An 18,802-nucleotide genomic window follows, 5' to 3' on the forward strand; every position below is an offset into this window, starting at 1 on the left:
CGTCGGCGTGGTGCTCGTGGTTCGCTCCGCAAGCTCCGCTCACGGCACTCACTCCGTGGCCGCTTTGACGAACTTGTCGACGAAGAGGCCGTCAATCTCGGGCCGCTCCTTCGCCAAGCCCGTGCCGAGGATGAAGTCGGCGATCTTGTCCGCCTGGAAGTTGAGCTGCTTCGGCGTCGTGCCAGGGGTGAACGCGTCGAGGTTCTGCTGCCTCGTGAAGATCGTCGTGCCAGCGTCGTAGGACTCGTAGTCCTCGACGCTCACGCCGCCGCGCTCGGCCATGATCTTGTTGGCCGCGTCCCGGTTGTCCTTGATCCAGGCGATCGTGTCGAACCAGGTGTTCACGAGCTTCTGCACGTCGTCGGGCCGGTCGTTGACGAGCTTGTCGGACGTCACGAGGTGGTCCGGGATCGCACCGGGGAACTCGGCCGAGGTCGCGATCGCCTGGCTGCCCGGCCGCTCCAGCGCTGTCGTGGTGAACGGGGCGAAGACGCCGACCGCGTCAACGTCACCGCCGACGAACGCGGCCGCGGCGGCGTCGGTGAGCATCGGCACGAGCTGGATGTCGTCCTCGGTGAGGTTGGCCTCCTCCAGGGCGAGCAGCAGCAGGTAGTGGTCGACGGTGCCCTGTTCGACCGCGACCTTCTTGCCCTTCAGGTCCGCGACGCTGGTGATGCCCTCACGCGCGATGATCTGGTCGTTGCCGGTGGAGTTGTCGTTGGTCAGCACGACCCGCAGCTGCGCCCCGCCGCTCACCGCGGAAAGCGTGTCGTTCAACGTCTGGCTGTTGGCGTCGATCGCGCCGCTGGACAGCGCCGCGATGCTGTCGGTGTAGCTGTCGAACCACTTCAGCTCGACGTCGACGCCGTTCTGCGCGAACAGGCCCTGCTGCTCCGCGACCGCCCAGGGGAACCAACCGGGCCACGCGCTGTACCCGAGCGTGATCTTGGTGCCGGACTCGGCGTCCGAACTGGTGCACCCCGACAGGGCGGTGACGCCGAACAACGCGGCAACGGAGAGCAACCCGACGATGGCACGTCGGGATCTGCGGAAATACACAACAACTCCATGGGAAGGGGGAACGGGGAAAGGAGTTAATCGTGAAAATTATTTGTGTCTGATGTGGACTATCGCCGCTTGGGTAAGTGGCCGGCGCGCACGAGGCAGCCGAGGGTGTCGCAGATGACCCGTGTCGCGATCAGCGAGGTGATCTCCGCGTTGTCGTACGGCGGTGAGCACTCGACGACCTCGATGCCGGCGAGTGGCCGCTCCGCGATGAGCTGGATGAACTTCAGCACCTCGCGGGGAAGGAAACCACCGGGCTCCGGCCAACCGGTGCCCGGCACGAACGCCGCGTCGAGACAGTCCACGTCGAAGCTCAACCAGACGGCGTCGGCGCCGTCCCACGCGACCTCGAGTGCACGCTCGGCCGCGGCCTCGATGCCCATCTCGACGCAGTCGGTGACCGTCATGATCGTCGTACCGCGTTCCCGCCCTACCGCAACGCCCGGCCGAGGAGCCTGCCAGCCCCCGATTCCGATCTGAACCAGATTCTTCGGCGGAACGTTAGGTATGTCAGTGGCGTGGAACCAAGGAGTGGTGTGCATGCGTTCGTCCAGGTCGGTCTCCTGGGTGTCCACATGACGATCGAAGTGGATGATGCCCAGGTTCCCACCGTTCAGGTGCTCGGCCACCGCGCGGGTGGTCGGGAACCCGATGGAGTGGTCGCCACCGAGGACGACCGGGAACGCACCCGAGGCGAACACGTGTCCGACACCCTTGGAAATCTGGTCGAACGTCTTCTCGATGTTGCCCGGAATTGTGAATATGTCACCGACGTCGGCGATCGTGATCGACTCACGCAGGTCGACGCCGAGCTCGAAGTTGTACGGCCCGTAGAGCGCGGAGATCTTCCGAATGCCCTGCGGCCCGAACCGAGTACCGGAACGGTAGGTGGTACCACCGTCGAACGGAGCACCGAGCACCACCACGTCGTACTCACCACAGGTGCGTACGTCCTCGACGTAGGGCGCCTTGAGGAACGTGTTGATACCGGCGAAGTGTGGCAGTTCCCCACGAGAGAACGTGGGGATCCGTTTGTCCACGATGGACTCCGCGCCCGGTAACCCGAGCTCGAGTCCTCTTGCGACTTCACGCTCCCACGCGGTCGTGGGCAGCTCGGCCTCACGCTCGACCGCGTATTTGGCCTCCGGCCCGTAGTTGTCGTGCCGAGCCCGGCCGGATTCCGTCATGGGTGCGCCTCCAACAGACACAGAAGTGCGACAGGACCGTGTGCACCGCCCCGCCGCGCGCGTCAGAGTAGCGAACACCACAAGTGGTGGGATAGTGACTGTCCGCCGGGTCACGCTCGATGCGCTCAGCGAATTCCTGCGTTAACCCTGCTGTTGTGCCTGGATGTGCTGCGCGATGGCCGGCGGGAGCTCCAACGGCAGGGGTGTCCGCACCGGCATGGGCTGCGTGCCACGAGCCACCACAGTGCCCCGGACCAGGTCATACAGCGCGTGCGCGCTCTTGTCCGCGATCTCCGGCGGACCGGCGACCACACCCCGCAACATCCATCTAGGACCATCGACTCCGACGAACCGAAGGTGCGCGTCCCCAAGCGCCACAAGCAACTCCAGGCCCCACTCGCCCTTCGTCGTGCGGACCGTCGCGCCGTCGTTGCGCAACTGCTCCGCCAACTCGGTGGACACCTCCCGCCACAACCCGCCGGACTTCGGCGCCGCGTAGGCGTTGACCGTCAACTGCCCGACCGGGGTGACCACGTGCACGGCGACCACGGACTTGCTCTGGTCCATCTCGACCTGGAGCTGCGCGCCATCCGGCACCGGGAGCCGGATCGAACCGAGATCGAGGCGGTTGAGGCCGTCGTCGGGCGCGTCCGCCACGTCGTGGGGACCCGCGTACTCGAACAGGTCGCCCTCGAACTCGGGCACGACGTCGTCGACGCCCTCCCGCTCGTCGTACTCGGGCTCGGCCTCGTACGCCTCTTGCTCGGCACGCTTGCGCCGTCCGAACAGTCCCACTCTCAGTCTTCCTCCGTGCTCACTGAAGTTCAGAGGCCGGCGGCCCGCTCAGGTTATGAGTGTGGCGTGCCCGCCGGTCGATCCATAGCCACCCGCGCCACGCGGTGTCCGGTCCAGCTCGTCCACCTCACGGAACACCGCGTGCTCGACGCGCTGTACCACCAGCTGGGCGATCCGGTCGCCGCGGCGCAGCTCGATCGGCTCCGTCAGGTCGTGGTTGATCAGGCAGATCCTGATCTCGCCCCGGTAGCCGGAGTCAATCGTGCCCGGTGTGTTCACCACGCTCAGCCCGACACGCGCGGCGAGCCCGGAACGCGGGTGCACGAACGCCGCGAACCCATCGGGCAGCGCGATCGCCACACCCGTGCCGACGGTCACCCGCTCACCAGGAGCGATCACCTCGTCAGTGGTGGTGACCAGGTCAGCGCCAGCGTCACCGGGCGTCGCGTACGACGGCACGGGGACTCCGGGGTCGAGTCTGGTGAGCAGGACCTCCACGCTGGACACGAGCGGCGAGACTACCCTGGAACCGTGACAGACGGTGCGGCAGGGAAAGCCCCGACGACGAAGCACGACGAGCGGCTCTACGTCACCTGGTACCTGTGGCTGCTGCCGATGCTGGCGGCCGGCCTGCTCGCGGCCGAGGTGCATCTCGGCTACCCGGGGGTGCGCGCGTGGCTACCGTACGTGGTGCTGCTGCCGCTGACGGCCGTGCTGATCTGGCGCGCCGGCCGGGCGCCGGTACGCGTCGAGAACGGCCAGCTGTACGTCGGCAACGCACACCTGCCACTCGCACACGTCGGCACGGTCGAGGTGTTCGGCCCCAAGGACAAGCGCGCCGTGCTCGGGCGAGGACTGGACCCGACCGCGTTCGTACTGCACCGCGGCTGGGTACGCCCGCTGGTCCGGATCGAGGTCACCGACCCGGACGACCCGACGCCCTACTGGGTGTTCTCGACCCGCCACCCGGACAAGCTCGCCGCCTTGCTGAAGAACCACGAAACAAGCTCACCAACAAACAACTGAGCGACGCCGGGAACAGGCCCGCGAACGCCCAGCGGAGCGAGGCCATGTCCCTGAGCGGGCCGCCGGCGTCTGGACTGACGAGCACGGAGACCCCCTGCGCGACGAAGGAGCCCAGGGGATCTCCGCGCGCAGGAGGGAAGACGCCGGGTCAAGGCCCGCGAACGCCGAGCGGCAGCGAGGCCATGTCACAGCACGGCGGAGGGCCCGTCCCCCGCCTAGGTGACAGGCCCCACAGTCCGTGTTGACTCCGCTCAGTGTGTGAGCGGCTTGGTTACGCGCAGTCGCGGCAGATCGGCTGGCCGTTCTGTTCCTCGGCAAGCCTGCTGCGGTGATGCACCAGGAAGCACTTGGAACAGGTGAACTCGTCGGCCTGCTTCGGCACGACGCGGACGGTCAGGTCCTCGCCGGAGAGGCTGGACAGGTCGGCACCGGGCAGTTCGAAGCTCTCCGCGGTGTCCGACTCGTCGACATCGACGACTCCGGACTGGTTCTCGTTTCGACGGGCCTTGAGCTCCTCGAGCGAGTCCTCAGCGAGGTCGTCCGCCTCACTGCGACGTGGCGCATCGTAATCGGTGGCCATGGTGTGCACCCCCACTTCAGGATGTGTTCGCGCGCTGGTCAACGTTCGGGCGCCCCGGTTTGTGCCCGCCATCTCAAGTGACGGACATCTCGCACGTCACGCCGCATGTCCCCGCCGGATTCGGCGCCCGTCGGAATCGATTCGCGTCTCATGTTCGACGACCGGAGCGGGCAGAGCGTAGACCATGCCACCGGACCAATCCAGCTGGTCACCCGTTCGGGTGTGTCTGCCCACATGATCAACCACCGCGGACCGCTCCGCGCGCGCAGCGCCGAGTAGTCAAACCGCACCCTGACGCAACCCGGCGCGACACGATACGTCTACAGTTGCGGTCCTCAAGCCGCCGAACGGAGCTGAAACGCCTAGGCTGATCAGCAGCGAACAAAGGGGTGGGGACTCACGTTCGGCGAGGCGTAGGAGGGCGGGGACTGTGGCGGTGGGGAACGTCATGCAACAGGGTGGTCAGCGCTATCGAAAGCGCCGGCCGCTGCCCGCGGTCCTGCTGATCGTGGTGCTCGGCATCGCGGCGACGATCGTGTGGTTCCGGGTGATGAACCAGGACAGCGAGGTGACGGGCGCCGCGCACTGCGAGGCTCCCACGTCCACCCCGCCGCCGGTCGAGGGCCAGCCCGCACCCACCCTGGGCAAGGCGCTGGAACACGACGCGCTGAACGGCACCGAACCGTCGCCGCCGGCGACCGCGCTGGTGCGGGTGGTCAACGCCAGCGGCCAACGCGGTGCCGCCAGGCTGGTCACCGAGAACCTGCGCGCACTCGGCTTCACCCAGATCGGCGACCCTGGCAACGACACGCTGTACGGCGAGTCGATGGCCTGCCGCGCCCAGATCCGCTTCGGCGCACAGGGCGAGGCCGCGGCCAGGACGGTCAGCCTGGTGGAACCGTGCGCCGAGCTCATCCGCGACGAGCGCCAGGACGCCACCGTCGACATCGCCATCGGCGAGAAGTTCGACGACCTCCATCCCAACCGCGCGGCCCGCACCCTGATGGAACAGCTGAACGACTTCGCGAAGCAGAACCCGCCCGCTCAAGGGGGCCTGCAGGCGGACGTGCCGCAACCGAACCTTGACACGGGGTTGTTGGCCGCTGCCCGCAACGTGCAGTGCTGAGCCCGCGTCAGGGCATTTCTTCTGTCAGTCCCGCTTCTTTGATGGCCACGCTCAGTTGGTCGGCGATGCCTGGGGTGGCGCAGAAGGTCAGGTCCGGGCCCAGTGCGTCGGGGCCGGTGGACAGGTGAACCTCCGCGCCCGCCTCCTCCGCTATCAGTGCGCCGCCCGCCCAGTCCCAGCGGGAGAGGCCGTGTTCCACGTAGCCGTCCACCCAGCCCGCGGCTACCGAGCACAGGTCCAGTGACGCTGAGCCCGGGCGGCGGATGTCCCGGACCTTCGGCAGCAGCCTGGCCACCGCAGCGGCCTGCCGCTCTCTCCGCTCGGCTCGGTAGCCGAAGCCCGTCGAGATCAACGCCATGTCCAGCCGGGTCGCGTCCGAGACGCGCAGCGAGACCCCGTCGCGCCAGGAGCCCTCGCCTCGGATGGCGGTCCACTCTCGGCCTGTCTCCGGCTCCAGCACTGCCGCTGCCACGGAGATGCCGTCGATCTGCGCTGCTAGTGACACCGCGTACCAGGGTAGGCCGTACAGGTAGTTGACTGTGCCGTCTATCGGGTCGATCACCCAACAGACCTGGCCCGGTTCGGCCATGGCGCCGCCTGTTTCCTCGCCGAACACCGGCTCACCTGGTCGGAGTTCTTCCAGGCGGGAGCGGACCAGCTGTTCCACCGCCACGTCGGCGGCGGTTACCACGTCGGTCTTCGACGTCTTGGTGTCCACGTCGCGGATCGCGGACGGGCGGGAGCTCAACGCGAGGGCGGCGGCCTCGCGAGCTACCGATACGGCAACGTCCAACAGTACTTCTGTAGCTCCCACGAGACCTATCCGACCACATACGGATAACCTCCGGGGAAAGCGTCACTGAATCGAGTACGAAGGGAACCGTGGGGATGGCTGCAACCCTCGGCTTCGGTGTGGACATCGGTGGGTCGGGCATCAAGGGAGGCGTGGTCGATCTCGATGTCGGCAAGCTGGTGGGGGACCGCGTCCGGATCCCGACGCCGGACCCGTCGAAACCGGATGCGGTGGCCGACGTCGTGAAGAAGATCGTCGACGAGTTCGGCTGGACCGGACCACTGGGCGTGACCCTGCCCGCGGTCATCAAGCACGGGGTGGCGCACACCGCCGCGAACATCGACAAGTCCTGGGTCGGCACCGACGCGGCCGCGTTGTTCGCTGAGCGGCTGGGGCGGGCGCAGGGCGAGGTCGTCGTGCTCAACGACGCGGACGCGGCCGGCGTGGCCGAGATCTCCTACGGCTGGCCCGACGACCAGAAGGGCGTCGTCGTGCTGCTGACGTTCGGCACGGGCATCGGCAGCGCGCTGTTCCTCGACGGCAAGCTCATCCCCAACACCGAGTTCGGCCACCTCGAGGTCGACGGGCACGACGCGGAGACCCGCGCCGCGGCCTCGGTCAAGGAGGACAAGGACCTGACCTGGGAGGAGTGGTCCCACCGGGTCACGCGCTACATCCGCAGCCTCGAGGACCTCATCTGGCCGGACCTGATCATCGCGGGCGGCGGGGTCAGCAAGAAGGCCGACAAGTGGCTGCCGCTACTGAACGTGCGCACCCGGGTCGTCGCGGCCGAACTGCGCAACGACGCGGGCATCGTGGGTGCCGCGCGGGCGGCCAAGCTCGGGCACCATGGCTGACCACGTCAAATTGAAAGTTGAACCATTCTGACGTCGTATTCGGTACACGGGTCTCCCGCCCGCGATGCTGTCTTCGTAGTTACAATGGAACAGTGCCCCGCGGCCCCGGTCGCCGGGCTTCATCCCGAACTCCGGCAGGCCAGACTTCTCCGAGATGTCCGGTGCTGCCCGTGATCAGCAGCGAAAGGGCGTACGTGGCAGCCGCACGAACCGCAACCCGACGCTCCACCGCTTCGGCGGGCGCGGCCAAGACGGCCACTCCGCCGGACACCGACGAGTCGACCGAGAAGCCGAGCTTGAGTACCGCGACGAAGAAGACGACGGCGGGCGCGACCAAGCCCCGTGCCCCCCGCAAGACGGCGACCAAGTCCGCTGGCCCGAAGAAGACCAAGGCCGACGCCACGAAGAAGCCTGGTTCCGCGTCCGGCGAGGAGCCGGGCGACGACGAGCCAGACCTCGACTCGCCGGACCTCGAGGACCTCGAGGACGTCGACCTGGAGGCCGAGGTCGTCGAGGAGCCCGTCGAGGAGCCGGACGAGAAGGAAACCAAGGACACCAAGGACGGCGACTTCGTCTGGGACGAGGAGGAGTCCGAGGCCCTGCGGCAGGCCCGCAAGGACGCCGAGCTCACCGCCTCCGCCGACTCGGTGCGTGCCTATCTCAAGCAGATCGGCAAGGTGGCGCTGCTCAACGCCGAGGAGGAGGTCGAGCTCGCCAAGCGGATCGAGGCCGGCCTGTACGCGGCGGAGCGGGTACGCAAGGCCGAGGAGGAGTCCTCGGAGAAGCTGAACCCGCAGCTGCGCCGTGACCTGCGGTGGATCGTGCGGGACGGCGAGAAGGCCAAGAACCACCTGCTGGAGGCCAACCTCCGCCTCGTGGTGTCGCTGGCCAAGCGCTACACCGGCCGTGGCATGGCGTTCCTCGACCTGATCCAGGAAGGCAACCTCGGCCTGATCCGTGCGGTCGAGAAGTTCGACTACACCAAGGGCTACAAGTTCTCCACGTACGCCACCTGGTGGATCCGGCAGGCGATCACCCGCGCGATGGCCGACCAGGCCCGCACCATCCGTATCCCGGTGCACATGGTCGAGGTCATCAACAAGCTCGGTCGCATCCAGCGCGAGCTGCTCCAGGACCTCGGCCGCGAGCCGACGCCGGAGGAGCTGGCCAAGGAGATGGACATCACCCCGGAGAAGGTGCTGGAGATCCAGCAGTACGCCCGGGAGCCCATCTCGCTGGACCAGACGATCGGCGACGAGGGCGACAGCCAGCTCGGCGACTTCATCGAGGACTCAGAGGCGGTCGTCGCGGTCGACGCGGTGTCGTTCACGCTCCTGCAGGACCAGCTGCAGTCGGTGCTGGCGACGCTGTCCGAGCGCGAGGCCGGCGTCGTCCGGCTGCGTTTCGGCCTCACCGACGGCCAGCCGCGCACCCTCGACGAGATCGGCCAGGTCTACGGCGTCACGCGTGAGCGCATCCGCCAGATCGAGTCGAAGACCATGTCGAAGCTGCGTCACCCGTCCCGCTCGCAGGTTCTGCGGGACTACCTCGAATGAGCTGACAGTGCTTGAATGCACCCCGCCGGTCGATCCTGACCGGCGGGGTTTTTCTTTACCCGAGGGGGTTTTCACATGGACGCCAACGTCCCACCCGTCCCCGACGAACGGACCGGGCTGCTCGCTTACCTCGCCCAGCAGCGACGGGTGCTCAAGCACGCCGCGTACGGCCTGACCGAGGAACAACTGCGAGCGACACCAAGCGCCAGCGCACTGTCGGTCGGCGGTCTGCTCAAGCACGTCACGTTCACCGAACGCGGCTGGATCGCCCGCGTCACCGGCGGCCCGGACCCGACCTCGTCGACGGACTACGGCCAGGAGTTCCAGCTCACCGACGACGACACCCTCGAAAGCCTGATCGCGGACCTGGACGCCGCCGGCGCGGAAACCGAAGCCGCGATCGCCGCGATCGCCGACCTCGGCCAAGCCGTCCCGGTGCCCAAGGACCAGCCGTGGTTCCCGAAGGACATCGAGGCCTGGTCGGTGCGCTGGGTCCTGCTCCACCTCATCGAGGAACAAGCGCGGCACGCAGGCCACGCGGACATCATCCGAGAGTCCATCGACGGCGCCACCTGGTACGGCCTACTGGCGGCAGCAGAGAACTGGCCCGAGACGCCTTGGCTGAAGCCGTGGCGCCCCAAGGAAAAGGTCTAGGGAACGGCCCCGCGGACCGCCTTTCACCAACCGCCGGTACGCCCCGGCCACCTCCGCGAGCGGGAGCGTGTCCGCCACACGCAGGCTCAACGCGCCCTGCTCCACGAGCGCGGACAGCTCCCGCCTCGGCGAGACCCTGCTTCCCGTCATGGGAGCGGTCAAGAATTGGGCGGAAACCGACATCGAACCGGTCGAGAAGGCACGGGCTGATGACGATCGCTCGACGCCGGCCAGGGCGTGACTAGAGCGGATCTTGCCTTGGCCCGGCCTCCCGTGTCCGAATCGTGAGACCAGCGACCACCGCGAGAATCCCGGTCGCCTCCAGCAGGGTCGGCACCTGGCGCAGGACGACCAAACCGATCACGGTCGCCGTCACGGGGAGTAGTGCCAGCAGCAGCGCGAAACGTGCCGGTCCCATCCGCCGCAGGACGACCTGGTCGAGCGCGTACGGGATCACCGTGCCCAGGATGCCGACCCCGATGCCGAGCACGAGCAATCGAGGCGAGTTCCACGCCGGACCGGTGCCCAGCGCCAGTGGCGACAGCACCACGGTCGCGACACCGAACCCGACCGCGAGCCCGTCGACGCCGAGCCCGGCCGTCGCCACGCGCTTCCCCAGAACGATGTATCCGGCCCACAGTGCCGCTGCGCTGAGAGCGAACAAGACGCCGAGCGTGCTGCCGGCCCAGCGGACGTCGGCGATCAGCACGACGCCGCTGACCACCATCACCAGTGCCCCGATGTCGCGCACGGAGCGTGATCCGAACGCGGCGACGAGCACCGGCCCGACGAACTCCAACGCGACCGCGGTGCCGAGCGGAAGCCGGTGGATCGACTCGTAGAAGGCGAGGTTCATGGCGGCCGTCATCATCCCGAAGATCGCCGCCAGCCAGAAGATCCGCCCACGCCAAGCGGCACGTCCAGGCCGTCGCCAGGCGAGCAGTACGGCCGCGGCGCCGAGTTGACGCAGCCACACGACGGCGGACGGGGGCAGCTCGGCGAACAGCCAGACAGCGACCGCGGCGCCGAGATACATCGACACGCCGCCGAACACGAAGAGTAACGGCGCTGGGAAACGCGTGGCGCGGATCACTGAACCGAACGAGCCCACGTCACGATCCTGCAATGTGAGAGGCCGAATACGACAACCGGGTTAAATCGTGAGTCCAGTGATCTCACATTCGGGTCGGGAACACTGACGGGGACGCAAACGTCTGGAAGAGTAGAACCTGCGACACCGCACCTGCAGTGGCCGCAGCCGAACGGCACCGGGTCTACCGGATGCCGGGACGGAGGGAGATTAGCCATGAACACGACGCTCACCCGCCCCGAACTGACAGCTGCAGACCGCTGCGACCGCTGCGGAGCCGCCGCACAGGTACGGGCCATCCTTCCCTCCGGCGGCGAGCTCCTTTTCTGCGGGCACCACGCGCGCAAGCACCAGGAGCGCCTGCGCGAGCTGGAAGCCGACCTGCAGGCACAGCGGCAGGCCTGAGCAGCGAGCCAAACAACCGAAGAGTGACTTTGAGGGAGGCGGGATCCGGCGACGGGTCCCGCCTCCGCTATACGCGGAAGCGACGCAAACCGGGCGTAACGACCGCGACCAGCACGACAGCGAGCACACACGCGATCCCACCACTCGCCAGCGCGACGGTCCCGGTGGTGGCCGCGGCGACGAGACCACCACGTAGGTTGCCCACCTCGGGCCCGCCCTGTCCGACGATCTGCTCGGCCGCGGCGACTCGGCCCATCAGCTCGTCAGGCGTGTTGAGCTGGACGACCGTACTCCGGGCGATCACCGACACGGTGTCGGCGGCACCGGCCAACACGAGGAACCCGAGCCCGAGCCACGGGTTCGGCGCGAACGCGAACAGCGTGAGCGCACCACCCCACGACACCGCGCCGACGATCATCACCACGCCCTGACGGGCCCGCCGCGTGAAGGTGCCGGACAGCACGGACGCGACGACCCCACCGACCGCGATGGCGGACAGGAACAACCCGAGCGTGCGGGGGTCGTTGCCGAAGCGCTCCGCGTTGACCAGCGGGAAAAGGCTGACCGGCATGGACAGCACCATCGCGGCGAGATCGGTGACCAGCGCCGCCCGGACTACCGGCTCCCGCACCAGAAACGCGAGCCCGTCGACCACACCACGCACGCCCGGACGCGACGCCCCGGCGTCGGGCCGCATGGCGGGGAGCCCGAAGGCGCCGTACAGGGCGGCGCAGAACGAGACCGCGTCCACGGCGTAGCAGGTGCCGGCACCCCACAAGGCCAGCACGAGCCCACCGACCGCCGGCCCCGCGAGCGTGGCCGCCTGGAACCCGACGCGGGTCAGCGCGAGCCCGGCGGCCAGTTGTTCCGGCGGCAGCAGCCGGGGCAGGAAAGTCCGCGAAGCCGGACCGGACACGGCGCCGAAACACCCTTGCAGCGCCACGATCGCGAGCAGCCCCACCACGGGCAGGTGGAGGAAGAAGGCCTGTACCGCAAGCATGACCGCGCAGAAGGCCTGCCCGGTCATGGCGAAGAGGTAGACGCGACGCCGGTCCCGCCGATCGATCATGGTTCCGGCGAACAGCCCGAACAGCATCAGCGGCAGCGCCTGCGCCATGCCGACCGCGCCGGTCCACAGCGGATTCCGGGTGGCGTCCCACACCTGGAACAACACGGCGACAACCGTCATCTGGCTGCCGAACCCGGACAGCACCCGCCCAACGAAGAGCCGCCGGTAGACCGGCACCGTACGCAGCGGCGTGAGGTCGAGAAACGCATGCTTGACCGCCACCCGACGCACCCCCCTCGCGGCGGTCAGGATAACGAGCGGCCTGGCCTCCGGCCCCCGGTTTTCACGCTACGGCAAGGCACCGACAGTTCCAGCAGCGTCGCGACGACCTGTCCACAACCGATGCGGTTGTCCACAACCAAGATCGAGATCACCGCTTCTGTCACCCCCCACCAGTAAACTGGCGTGGCGGGGTGCCCCCGGGATAGGGCGGGGGCAGCCCGGGCTACGTCTACCGGGGGTGCCGCGAGCGTTTCCGCTGGGAGACTCAGCTCTGCCAGGTAATTCGCGCTCGTCGTGACACTCGTTCAGACCTCAAGCACGTCAAAGGACGGGCTAAGCCCGGCTTCGCCGGCGGTTCGAGCCGGTGGCCGTGCGAAGAAGGCGGCCCTTCATCACGCCAAGCGTGAGGAAGGCTCCCTTCACCGCCCTCGCGCAAGGCCGGTTCCCGGATGTCCTGAAGGGCACCCTCGGCACATCAGGCACCAGCGGGCGGCGCGACCCAGGTCGCCGGGCCGGCGGGGGGCCGCTTTCTACGGGGTGCAGCGGGTGCCTTCCGATGGGAGTTTCAGGTCTGTCAGGTAGTTCGCGCCCGCGGTATCGACGCACTTGTTGCCCTGTAGGAAGACCGTGTGTTGGGTTGCCTCGTACGTGAGGAGCGTGCCGCTCAGGCCCTTGGCCAGGGCCACGCCTGCTTCGTACGGGGTGGCCGGGTCGCCGGTGGTGGAGATGACCAGGACCTTCGGCAGGCCGGCTACGTCGGGCACGTGGGGCTCGCTCGTGTTGGGGACCGGCCAGTAGGCGCAGGCGTCGAGCACGCCGACCGGGGGGTTGCCGTCGTCGAGGAACGGGGCCGCTGCCTTGTACTGGCGGGAGACCTCCAGTGCCACGTTCGGGTCGGTGACGCGGGGGTCGTCAACGCAGCGGACGGCCGTGAACACGTCCTGTGTGGTCGAGTACCTGCCGTCCTGGCTGCGTTCCAGGTACAGGTCCGCCATCTGCATGAGGGTGTCGCCCTCTTTCTGCTTCAGCTCGTTCAGTCCCGAGTTCAGGGGCTCCCAGTACTGCTCCGAGTACAGGGCCAGCACCACGCCCGTGGTGGCGTCCTCGTACGACAGGCGCCGGCCGTCGCTCACCTCTATCGGGTTCTGGCCCAGCGGGCGGACCAGGTTGTGGAACTGCTGCAGCGCCGCGTTCGGGTCCTTGCCCAGTGCGCAGTCGTCCTCCTTCACGCACCACGCGACGAAGTCGTTGAACGCCTTCTGGAAGCCCGCGCCCTGCGCGACGACCTCGTCGACCGCGGACTTGGACGGGTCGAGGGCGCCGTCCAGGACCAGTGCGCGCACGTTCTTCGGGAACGTCTCCGCGTACGTGTAGCCGATTCGGGTGCCGTACGAGTAACCCAGGTAGGTGAGTTTCTCGTCGCCGAGTGCCGAGCGCAGGACGTCCATGTCCTTCGCGACGTCCCTGGTGCCGAGGTTCGCGAGCATCTCGTCACCGTGGTCGGTGTTGGCCACGCACTCCTGCGCGTACTCCTTCGACTCGGCCTCCTGCTTCGCGACGCCGTCCGCGGAGATGTCCAGCTCGGCGTCGTCGGCGCGTTCCTCGTCCATCTCCTGGTCGGACAGGCATTCGACGGTCGGTTCGCTGGAGCCGACGCCGCGCGGGTCGAAGCCGACGAAGTCGAACCGGTCCGCGAGGGTGTCGTTGGCGTCGGCGAGTGACGCGGCGGTGGACAGGCCGGACGCGCCAGGGCCGCCGGGGTTGATGACCAGCGAGCCGATCCGCTGGGCCCGGTCCTTGGCCGGACGGCGCAGAATCCCCAGCTTGATCGTGTCGCCGTCAGGCTTGGCGTAGTCGAGCGGCACGGTCAGGTGCGTGCACTGGAGGTCGTCCTTGTCCAGCGTCTGCTGGTCGAGGTCGGTCTTGGCGTAGTCCGCGCACCCTTCCCAGGTCAGCTGCTGGGAGTAGAACTTCTCCAGACCGGCCGGCACGGGCCCTCTCGGGGCGTTGCTCTCGGTCAGCGGCAACCGCACCGAAGGGGCACCCTCGACAGATACGGTGCATGACCCCGCGGTGAAAGCGAGCAGGATGGAAGCTGTCACGATGGCGTGCCGGCGAGCTGTCACGTTCGTGATCCTGCCAGTCGGAACTCAGCGGGTGGGGTACACCGTTACCGTGCAGGGCAGAATTTTCTGAGAAACGAGCGAGGAGGTGAGCGTCGGTGGCGGCGTTCATGCGGCGCGTGAAGGCCGGGTTCTCCCGGTTCCTGGACCGGCCGGCCACCGTCGACATCTCCCGCTACGAGGAGCTGCTGACCTCGATCGAATGGCGGGAGAAGAAGGTCGGCGACCTCTCCGACGAGGAGCTCACCGAGGCCGCGGCGAAGCTGCGAAGAGGCGCTGACGAGCCCGGCTTCGACGACAAGGACCTCATCGAGCTGTGCTCGCTCGGCCGGGAGGCGGCGAAGCGGGCGCTCGACGAGCGGCCCTACGACGTGCAGCTGCTCGGCACCATGCAGCTGTTGCACGGCCACGTCGTGCAGATGGCCACCGGTGAGGGCAAGACGCTCGCCGGTGCGCTCGCTGCCGCCGGCTACGCGCTGCAGGGCCACGCCGTGCACGTCATGTCGGTCAACGACTACCTCGCCCAGCGCGACGCGGCGTGGATGGGGCCGGTGTACGAGCTGCTCGGCGTGACGGTCGGCTGGGTCTCCCAGACCTCGTCGCAGGAGGAGCGGCGCGCGGCGTACGCGGCGGACGTGACCTACGGGTCGGTCAGCGAGATCGGCTTCGACGTGCTCCGGGACCGGCTGTGCACCTCGGTGGACGACATGGTCGGCCGGGAGCCGGACGTGGTGATCGTCGACGAGGCCGACTCGGTGCTGATCGACGAGGCCAAGGTGCCGCTCGTGCTGGCCGGCTCGTCCGACGAGGGCAAGGCCGACCCCGAGGTCGCCCAGATCGTGCGGGCGCTCAAGCCCGGCCAGCACTACGAGAAGGACGAGGACGGCCGCAACGCGTGGCTCACCACCCGCGGCGCCAAGGCGGTCGAGAAGGCGCTCGGTGGCGTCGACCTGTACTCGGGCGAGCACAGCGACCGCCTGGCCGCGGTCAACGCGGCGCTGCACGCGCACGCGCTGCTGGAGCGGGATGTCGACTACATCGTCCGCGACGGCAAGGTGCACCTGATCAACAGCTCCCGTGGCCGGATCGCGTTGCGGCAGCGCTGGCCCGACGGGCTGCAGGCGGCGGTCGAGGCCAAGGAGCGGCTGCGGCCGACCGAGAGCGGCGAGGTGCTCGACTCGATCAGCGTGCAGGGCCTGATCGGCCGGTACCGGACGGTGTGCGGCATGACCGGCACCGCGGTGGCGGTCGCCGAGCAGCTGCGGGAGTTCTACGAGCTGCGGGTCGCGGTCATCCCACCGAACACGCCGTGTGTCCGGGAGGACGAGTCGGACCGCCTGTACGACACGGTCGAGCACAAGGAGGCCGCGATCGTCCGGGAGATCGCGGAGGTCCACAAGACCGGGCGGCCGATCCTGATCGGCACGCGTGACGTGGCCGAGTCAGAGCGGCTCGCGAAGCTGCTCGCCGACGCCGACGTGGAATGCGTGGTGCTGAACGCGAAGAACGACGCGCAGGAGGCGGCGATCGTGGCCGAGGCCGGCGCGTACGACGCGGTCACCGTGTCCACGCAGATGGCCGGCCGCGGCACCGACATCCGGCTGGGGGGCAAGAAGAAGAGCGACGACGCCAGCGAGCACGACAAGGTCGCCGACCTGGGCGGACTGCTCGTGATCGGCACCGGGCACTACCAGTCGAGCCGGCTGGACGACCAGCTGCGGGGCCGGGCCGGGCGGCAGGGCGACCCCGGCGGGTCGATCATGTTCGCGAGCCTCGGCGACGACCAGGTGATCCAGTACGCGCCGGACGCGACCGCGGGCGCCGAACCGGACGACGACGAGGACATGGGCCGGCTCGCCGACCCCACAACCAAGCGGTACGTCGACCACGCGCAGAAGGTGTCCGAGGGCGTCCAGCTGGAGATCCACCGCAACACCTGGCGGTACACGCGGTTGATCGAACACCAGCGCAAGGTGCTCCTGGAGTACCGCGACGAGCTGCTGACCACCGATCTCGCGGCCACGTCGCTGGCGTCGCAGTCGGAGAAGCGGTGGAAGAAGCTGTCCGACGAGCTCGACGAGAAGGTCATGGAGGAGTCGGCGCGGCAGATCATGCTCTACCACCTCGACCAGCGGTGGACCGAGCACCTGGCGTTCCTCGCGGACGTGCGGGAGACGATCCACCTGCGTGCGCTGGCCAAGGAGACGCCGATCGACGAGTTCCACCGGACCGCGATCCCCGAGTTCCGCAAGATCCAGGACGAGATCTCCGAGCGCTCGGTCGAGACGTTCGACTCGATGGAGATCGGGCCGGACGGCGTCGACCTCACGTCGGGCAAGCTGCGCAGGCCGTCGGCGACCTGGACGTACATGATCCACGACAACCCCTTCGACACCGACGCGGAGCAGGCGTTGCAGCAGGTCCGCGCGATGATCAAGAAGGTGCGAGGCGGGTCACGCCGGTGATTTTCGCCTGTTGGGCGAAAACTGTGTGAGGATGGGTGCATGCCACAGCTACGCATCGCACTCGCGCAGGTCAACGCGACGGTCGGCGATCTGGACGGCAACTCGGACCTGGTCGCGTCGTGGACTGCTCGTGCGGCTGAGGCCGGCGCGCACCTGGTCGTGTTCCCCGAGATGGTGCTGACCGGGTATCCGGTGGAGGACCTGGCGCTGCGGGAGTCGTTCGCGACGGCGTCGCGGGAGGCACTGTCCGCGCTCGCCGCGCGGCTCGACGCCGAGGGCAACGGTGCCGTGGCGGCGGTCGTGAGCTACCTGGACCGCGACGAGGTCGGGCCCAGGGACGCGGTGGCGGTGCTGTACGGCGGGCGGATCGTCGCCACGCAGTTCAAGCACCACCTGCCGAACTACGGCGTGTTCGACGAGCGGCGGCTGTTCAAGCCGGGGCAGACCCTCGACGTCGTGCGGTTGCACGGCCTCGAGGTCGGCATGGTCATCTGCGAGGACATCTGGCAGGACGGCGGGCCGATCTCGGCGCTGGGGGCGGCCGGGGTGGACCTGGTGGTGGCGCCGAACGCCTCGCCGTACGAGCGGAACAAGGACGACGTACGCGAGCCGCTCGTGGCGCGGCGGGCCCAGGAGGCCGGGGCGCCGCTGGTGTACGTGAACCTGGTCGGCGGGCAGGACGACCTGGTGTTCGACGGTGGCTCGTTCGCGATGTCCGCGTCCGGTGAGCTGCTGACGCGGCTGCCGCAGTTCGTCGAGCACCTCACCGTCATGGACCTGGACTTACCCGGGGGCGCGGCCACCGAGCCGGGTGCGTTCGAGGGCTTCGCGGTGCGGCGGGTGACATTGAACGACACTCCCCTGTCCTATCCGGCGATGGACACACCGGCCGCGGTCGAGCCGCTGACCGAGATGCCGGAGATCTGGGCCGCGCTGGAGCTGGGTCTGCGGGACTACGTGCTCAAGAACGGCTTCACGTCCGTGGTGCTCGGGCTGTCCGGCGGGATCGACTCCGCGGTGTGCGCCGCGCTGGCGGTGGACGCGCTGGGACCCGAGAACGTGCACGGCGTGTCGATGCCGTCGGCGTACTCGTCCGGGCACTCGAAGTCCGACGCCGCCGACCTCGCGGAGCGGACCGGGCTGCACTACCAGACCCAGCCGATCGAGGACATGGTCGCGGTCTTCGTCTCGCAGCTGGGGCTGACCGGCCTCGCCGAGGAGAACGTGCAGGCCAGGTGCCGTGGCATGACGCTGATGGGCCTGTCCAACCAGCACGGGCACCTGGTGCTGGCGACCGGCAACAAGACCGAGCTCGCGGTGGGTTACTCGACCATCTACGGCGACGCCGTCGGCGGGTTCGCACCGATCAAGGACGTCCCGAAGACCTGGGTGTGGCGGCTGGCTCGGTGGCGCAACGAGGTCGCTGCGGCGCGCGGTGAGTCCCCGCCGATCCCGGAGAGCTCGATCACCAAGGAGCCGAGCGCCGAGCTCCGGCCCGGCCAGCTGGACACCGACTCGCTGCCGCCGTACGAGCTGCTCGACGACATCCTCGACGACTACGTCGAGGGCGACAAGGGGCACGCCGAGATCGTCGAGATGGGGTTCGACGCCGCCCTGGTCGACCGGGTGGTCCGGATGGTCGACCGGGCGGAGTACAAGCGCCGGCAGTACCCGCCGGGCACCAAGATCTCGCTGAAGGCCTTCGGCCGTGACCGCCGGCTGCCGATCACGAACGGCTGGCGCGAGGGTCGCTCGCCGGTGCCGGCCCGGACGGTGGGTCGCAACGTCC

Annotated in this window: 17 protein-coding genes; 8 read left to right on the forward strand and 9 right to left on the reverse strand. The window is 68.5% G+C overall.

The annotated features are described in order from the left end of the window. Positions 1–48: 48 nt before the first annotated feature. The 4 genes from VF106_RS16980 to dut form a co-directional block, all read right to left on the reverse strand. Complete coding sequence (locus tag VF106_RS16980; protein WP_330840691.1) at positions 49–1,059, reverse strand: ABC transporter substrate-binding protein; 1,011 nt, start codon at positions 1,057–1,059, stop codon at positions 49–51. A 68-nt stretch (positions 1,060–1,127) separates the two neighbouring features. Beyond that, positions 1,128–2,252 (reverse strand): agmatinase family protein, encoded by a 1,125-nt coding sequence (locus tag VF106_RS16985; RefSeq protein WP_330840692.1) that lies wholly within the window; start codon positions 2,250–2,252, stop codon positions 1,128–1,130. 141 nt (positions 2,253–2,393) lie between these two features. Beyond that, a complete protein-coding gene (locus tag VF106_RS16990) occupies positions 2,394–3,047 on the reverse strand; it encodes a DUF3710 domain-containing protein (protein ID WP_330840693.1) in 654 nt (217 codons plus the stop codon). 48 nt (positions 3,048–3,095) lie between these two features. Next, positions 3,096–3,554, reverse strand: a complete 459-nt coding sequence (gene dut, locus VF106_RS16995) for a dUTP diphosphatase (protein ID WP_330840694.1) — start codon at positions 3,552–3,554, stop codon at positions 3,096–3,098. 24 nt (positions 3,555–3,578) lie between these two features. Between dut and VF106_RS17000 the strand changes: the two genes are divergently transcribed. Beyond that, positions 3,579–4,073, forward strand: coding sequence for a DUF3093 domain-containing protein (locus VF106_RS17000; RefSeq protein WP_330840695.1), 495 nt, complete (start codon positions 3,579–3,581; stop codon positions 4,071–4,073). Positions 4,074–4,344: 271 nt separating this feature from the next. On the opposite strand, the gene VF106_RS17005 is transcribed toward VF106_RS17000, so the two are convergent. Next, entirely contained in the window at positions 4,345–4,653 is a 309-nt protein-coding gene (locus VF106_RS17005; RefSeq protein ID WP_330840696.1) for a DUF4193 domain-containing protein, read from the reverse strand. 448 nt (positions 4,654–5,101) lie between these two features. On the opposite strand from VF106_RS17005, the gene cei reads away from it, so the two are divergent. After that, positions 5,102–5,779, forward strand: coding sequence for an envelope integrity protein Cei (gene cei, locus VF106_RS17010; RefSeq protein WP_330840697.1), 678 nt, complete (start codon positions 5,102–5,104; stop codon positions 5,777–5,779). Between the two features lie 7 nt (positions 5,780–5,786). Here the strand turns inward: cei and VF106_RS17015 are convergent, their stop codons facing one another. After that, positions 5,787–6,572, reverse strand: coding sequence for an inositol monophosphatase family protein (locus VF106_RS17015; protein ID WP_414638991.1), 786 nt, complete (start codon positions 6,570–6,572; stop codon positions 5,787–5,789). A gap of 95 nt (positions 6,573–6,667) precedes the next feature. Between VF106_RS17015 and ppgK the strand changes: the two genes are divergently transcribed. From ppgK to VF106_RS17030, 3 genes are all read left to right on the forward strand, one after another. Then, a complete protein-coding gene (gene ppgK, locus VF106_RS17020; protein WP_330840698.1) occupies positions 6,668–7,429 on the forward strand; it encodes a polyphosphate--glucose phosphotransferase in 762 nt (253 codons plus the stop codon). 170 nt (positions 7,430–7,599) lie between these two features. After that, a complete protein-coding gene (locus VF106_RS17025; protein ID WP_414638992.1) occupies positions 7,600–8,985 on the forward strand; it encodes an RNA polymerase sigma factor in 1,386 nt (461 codons plus the stop codon). Positions 8,986–9,060: 75 nt separating this feature from the next. Beyond that, positions 9,061–9,639, forward strand: a complete 579-nt coding sequence (locus VF106_RS17030) for a DinB family protein (RefSeq protein WP_330840699.1) — start codon at positions 9,061–9,063, stop codon at positions 9,637–9,639. A 241-nt stretch (positions 9,640–9,880) separates the two neighbouring features. Here the strand turns inward: VF106_RS17030 and VF106_RS17035 are convergent, their stop codons facing one another. Beyond that, complete coding sequence (locus tag VF106_RS17035) at positions 9,881–10,675, reverse strand: EamA family transporter (protein WP_330840709.1); 795 nt, start codon at positions 10,673–10,675, stop codon at positions 9,881–9,883. Positions 10,676–10,945: 270 nt separating this feature from the next. On the opposite strand from VF106_RS17035, the gene VF106_RS17040 reads away from it, so the two are divergent. Further along, positions 10,946–11,134, forward strand: a complete 189-nt coding sequence (locus VF106_RS17040; protein ID WP_330840700.1) for a DUF7455 domain-containing protein — start codon at positions 10,946–10,948, stop codon at positions 11,132–11,134. A gap of 67 nt (positions 11,135–11,201) precedes the next feature. Here the strand turns inward: VF106_RS17040 and VF106_RS17045 are convergent, their stop codons facing one another. Both VF106_RS17045 and VF106_RS17050 read right to left on the reverse strand, forming a co-directional pair. Further along, positions 11,202–12,425, reverse strand: a complete 1,224-nt coding sequence (locus tag VF106_RS17045; RefSeq protein WP_330840701.1) for an MFS transporter — start codon at positions 12,423–12,425, stop codon at positions 11,202–11,204. 530 nt (positions 12,426–12,955) lie between these two features. Then, positions 12,956–14,515, reverse strand: a complete 1,560-nt coding sequence (locus VF106_RS17050; RefSeq protein WP_414638996.1) for an alpha/beta hydrolase — start codon at positions 14,513–14,515, stop codon at positions 12,956–12,958. Positions 14,516–14,658: 143 nt separating this feature from the next. On the opposite strand from VF106_RS17050, the gene secA2 reads away from it, so the two are divergent. Continuing rightward, positions 14,659–17,013, forward strand: coding sequence for an accessory Sec system translocase SecA2 (secA2, locus tag VF106_RS17055; protein WP_330840710.1), 2,355 nt, complete (start codon positions 14,659–14,661; stop codon positions 17,011–17,013). A 39-nt stretch (positions 17,014–17,052) separates the two neighbouring features. Continuing rightward, positions 17,053–18,802 (forward strand): NAD+ synthase (locus VF106_RS17060; protein WP_330840703.1); only part of this gene is annotated, 1,750 nt, incomplete at its 3' end.

This window comes from Actinophytocola sp., assembly GCF_036378875.1.
Lineage (GTDB): Bacteria > Actinomycetota > Actinomycetes > Mycobacteriales > Pseudonocardiaceae > Actinophytocola.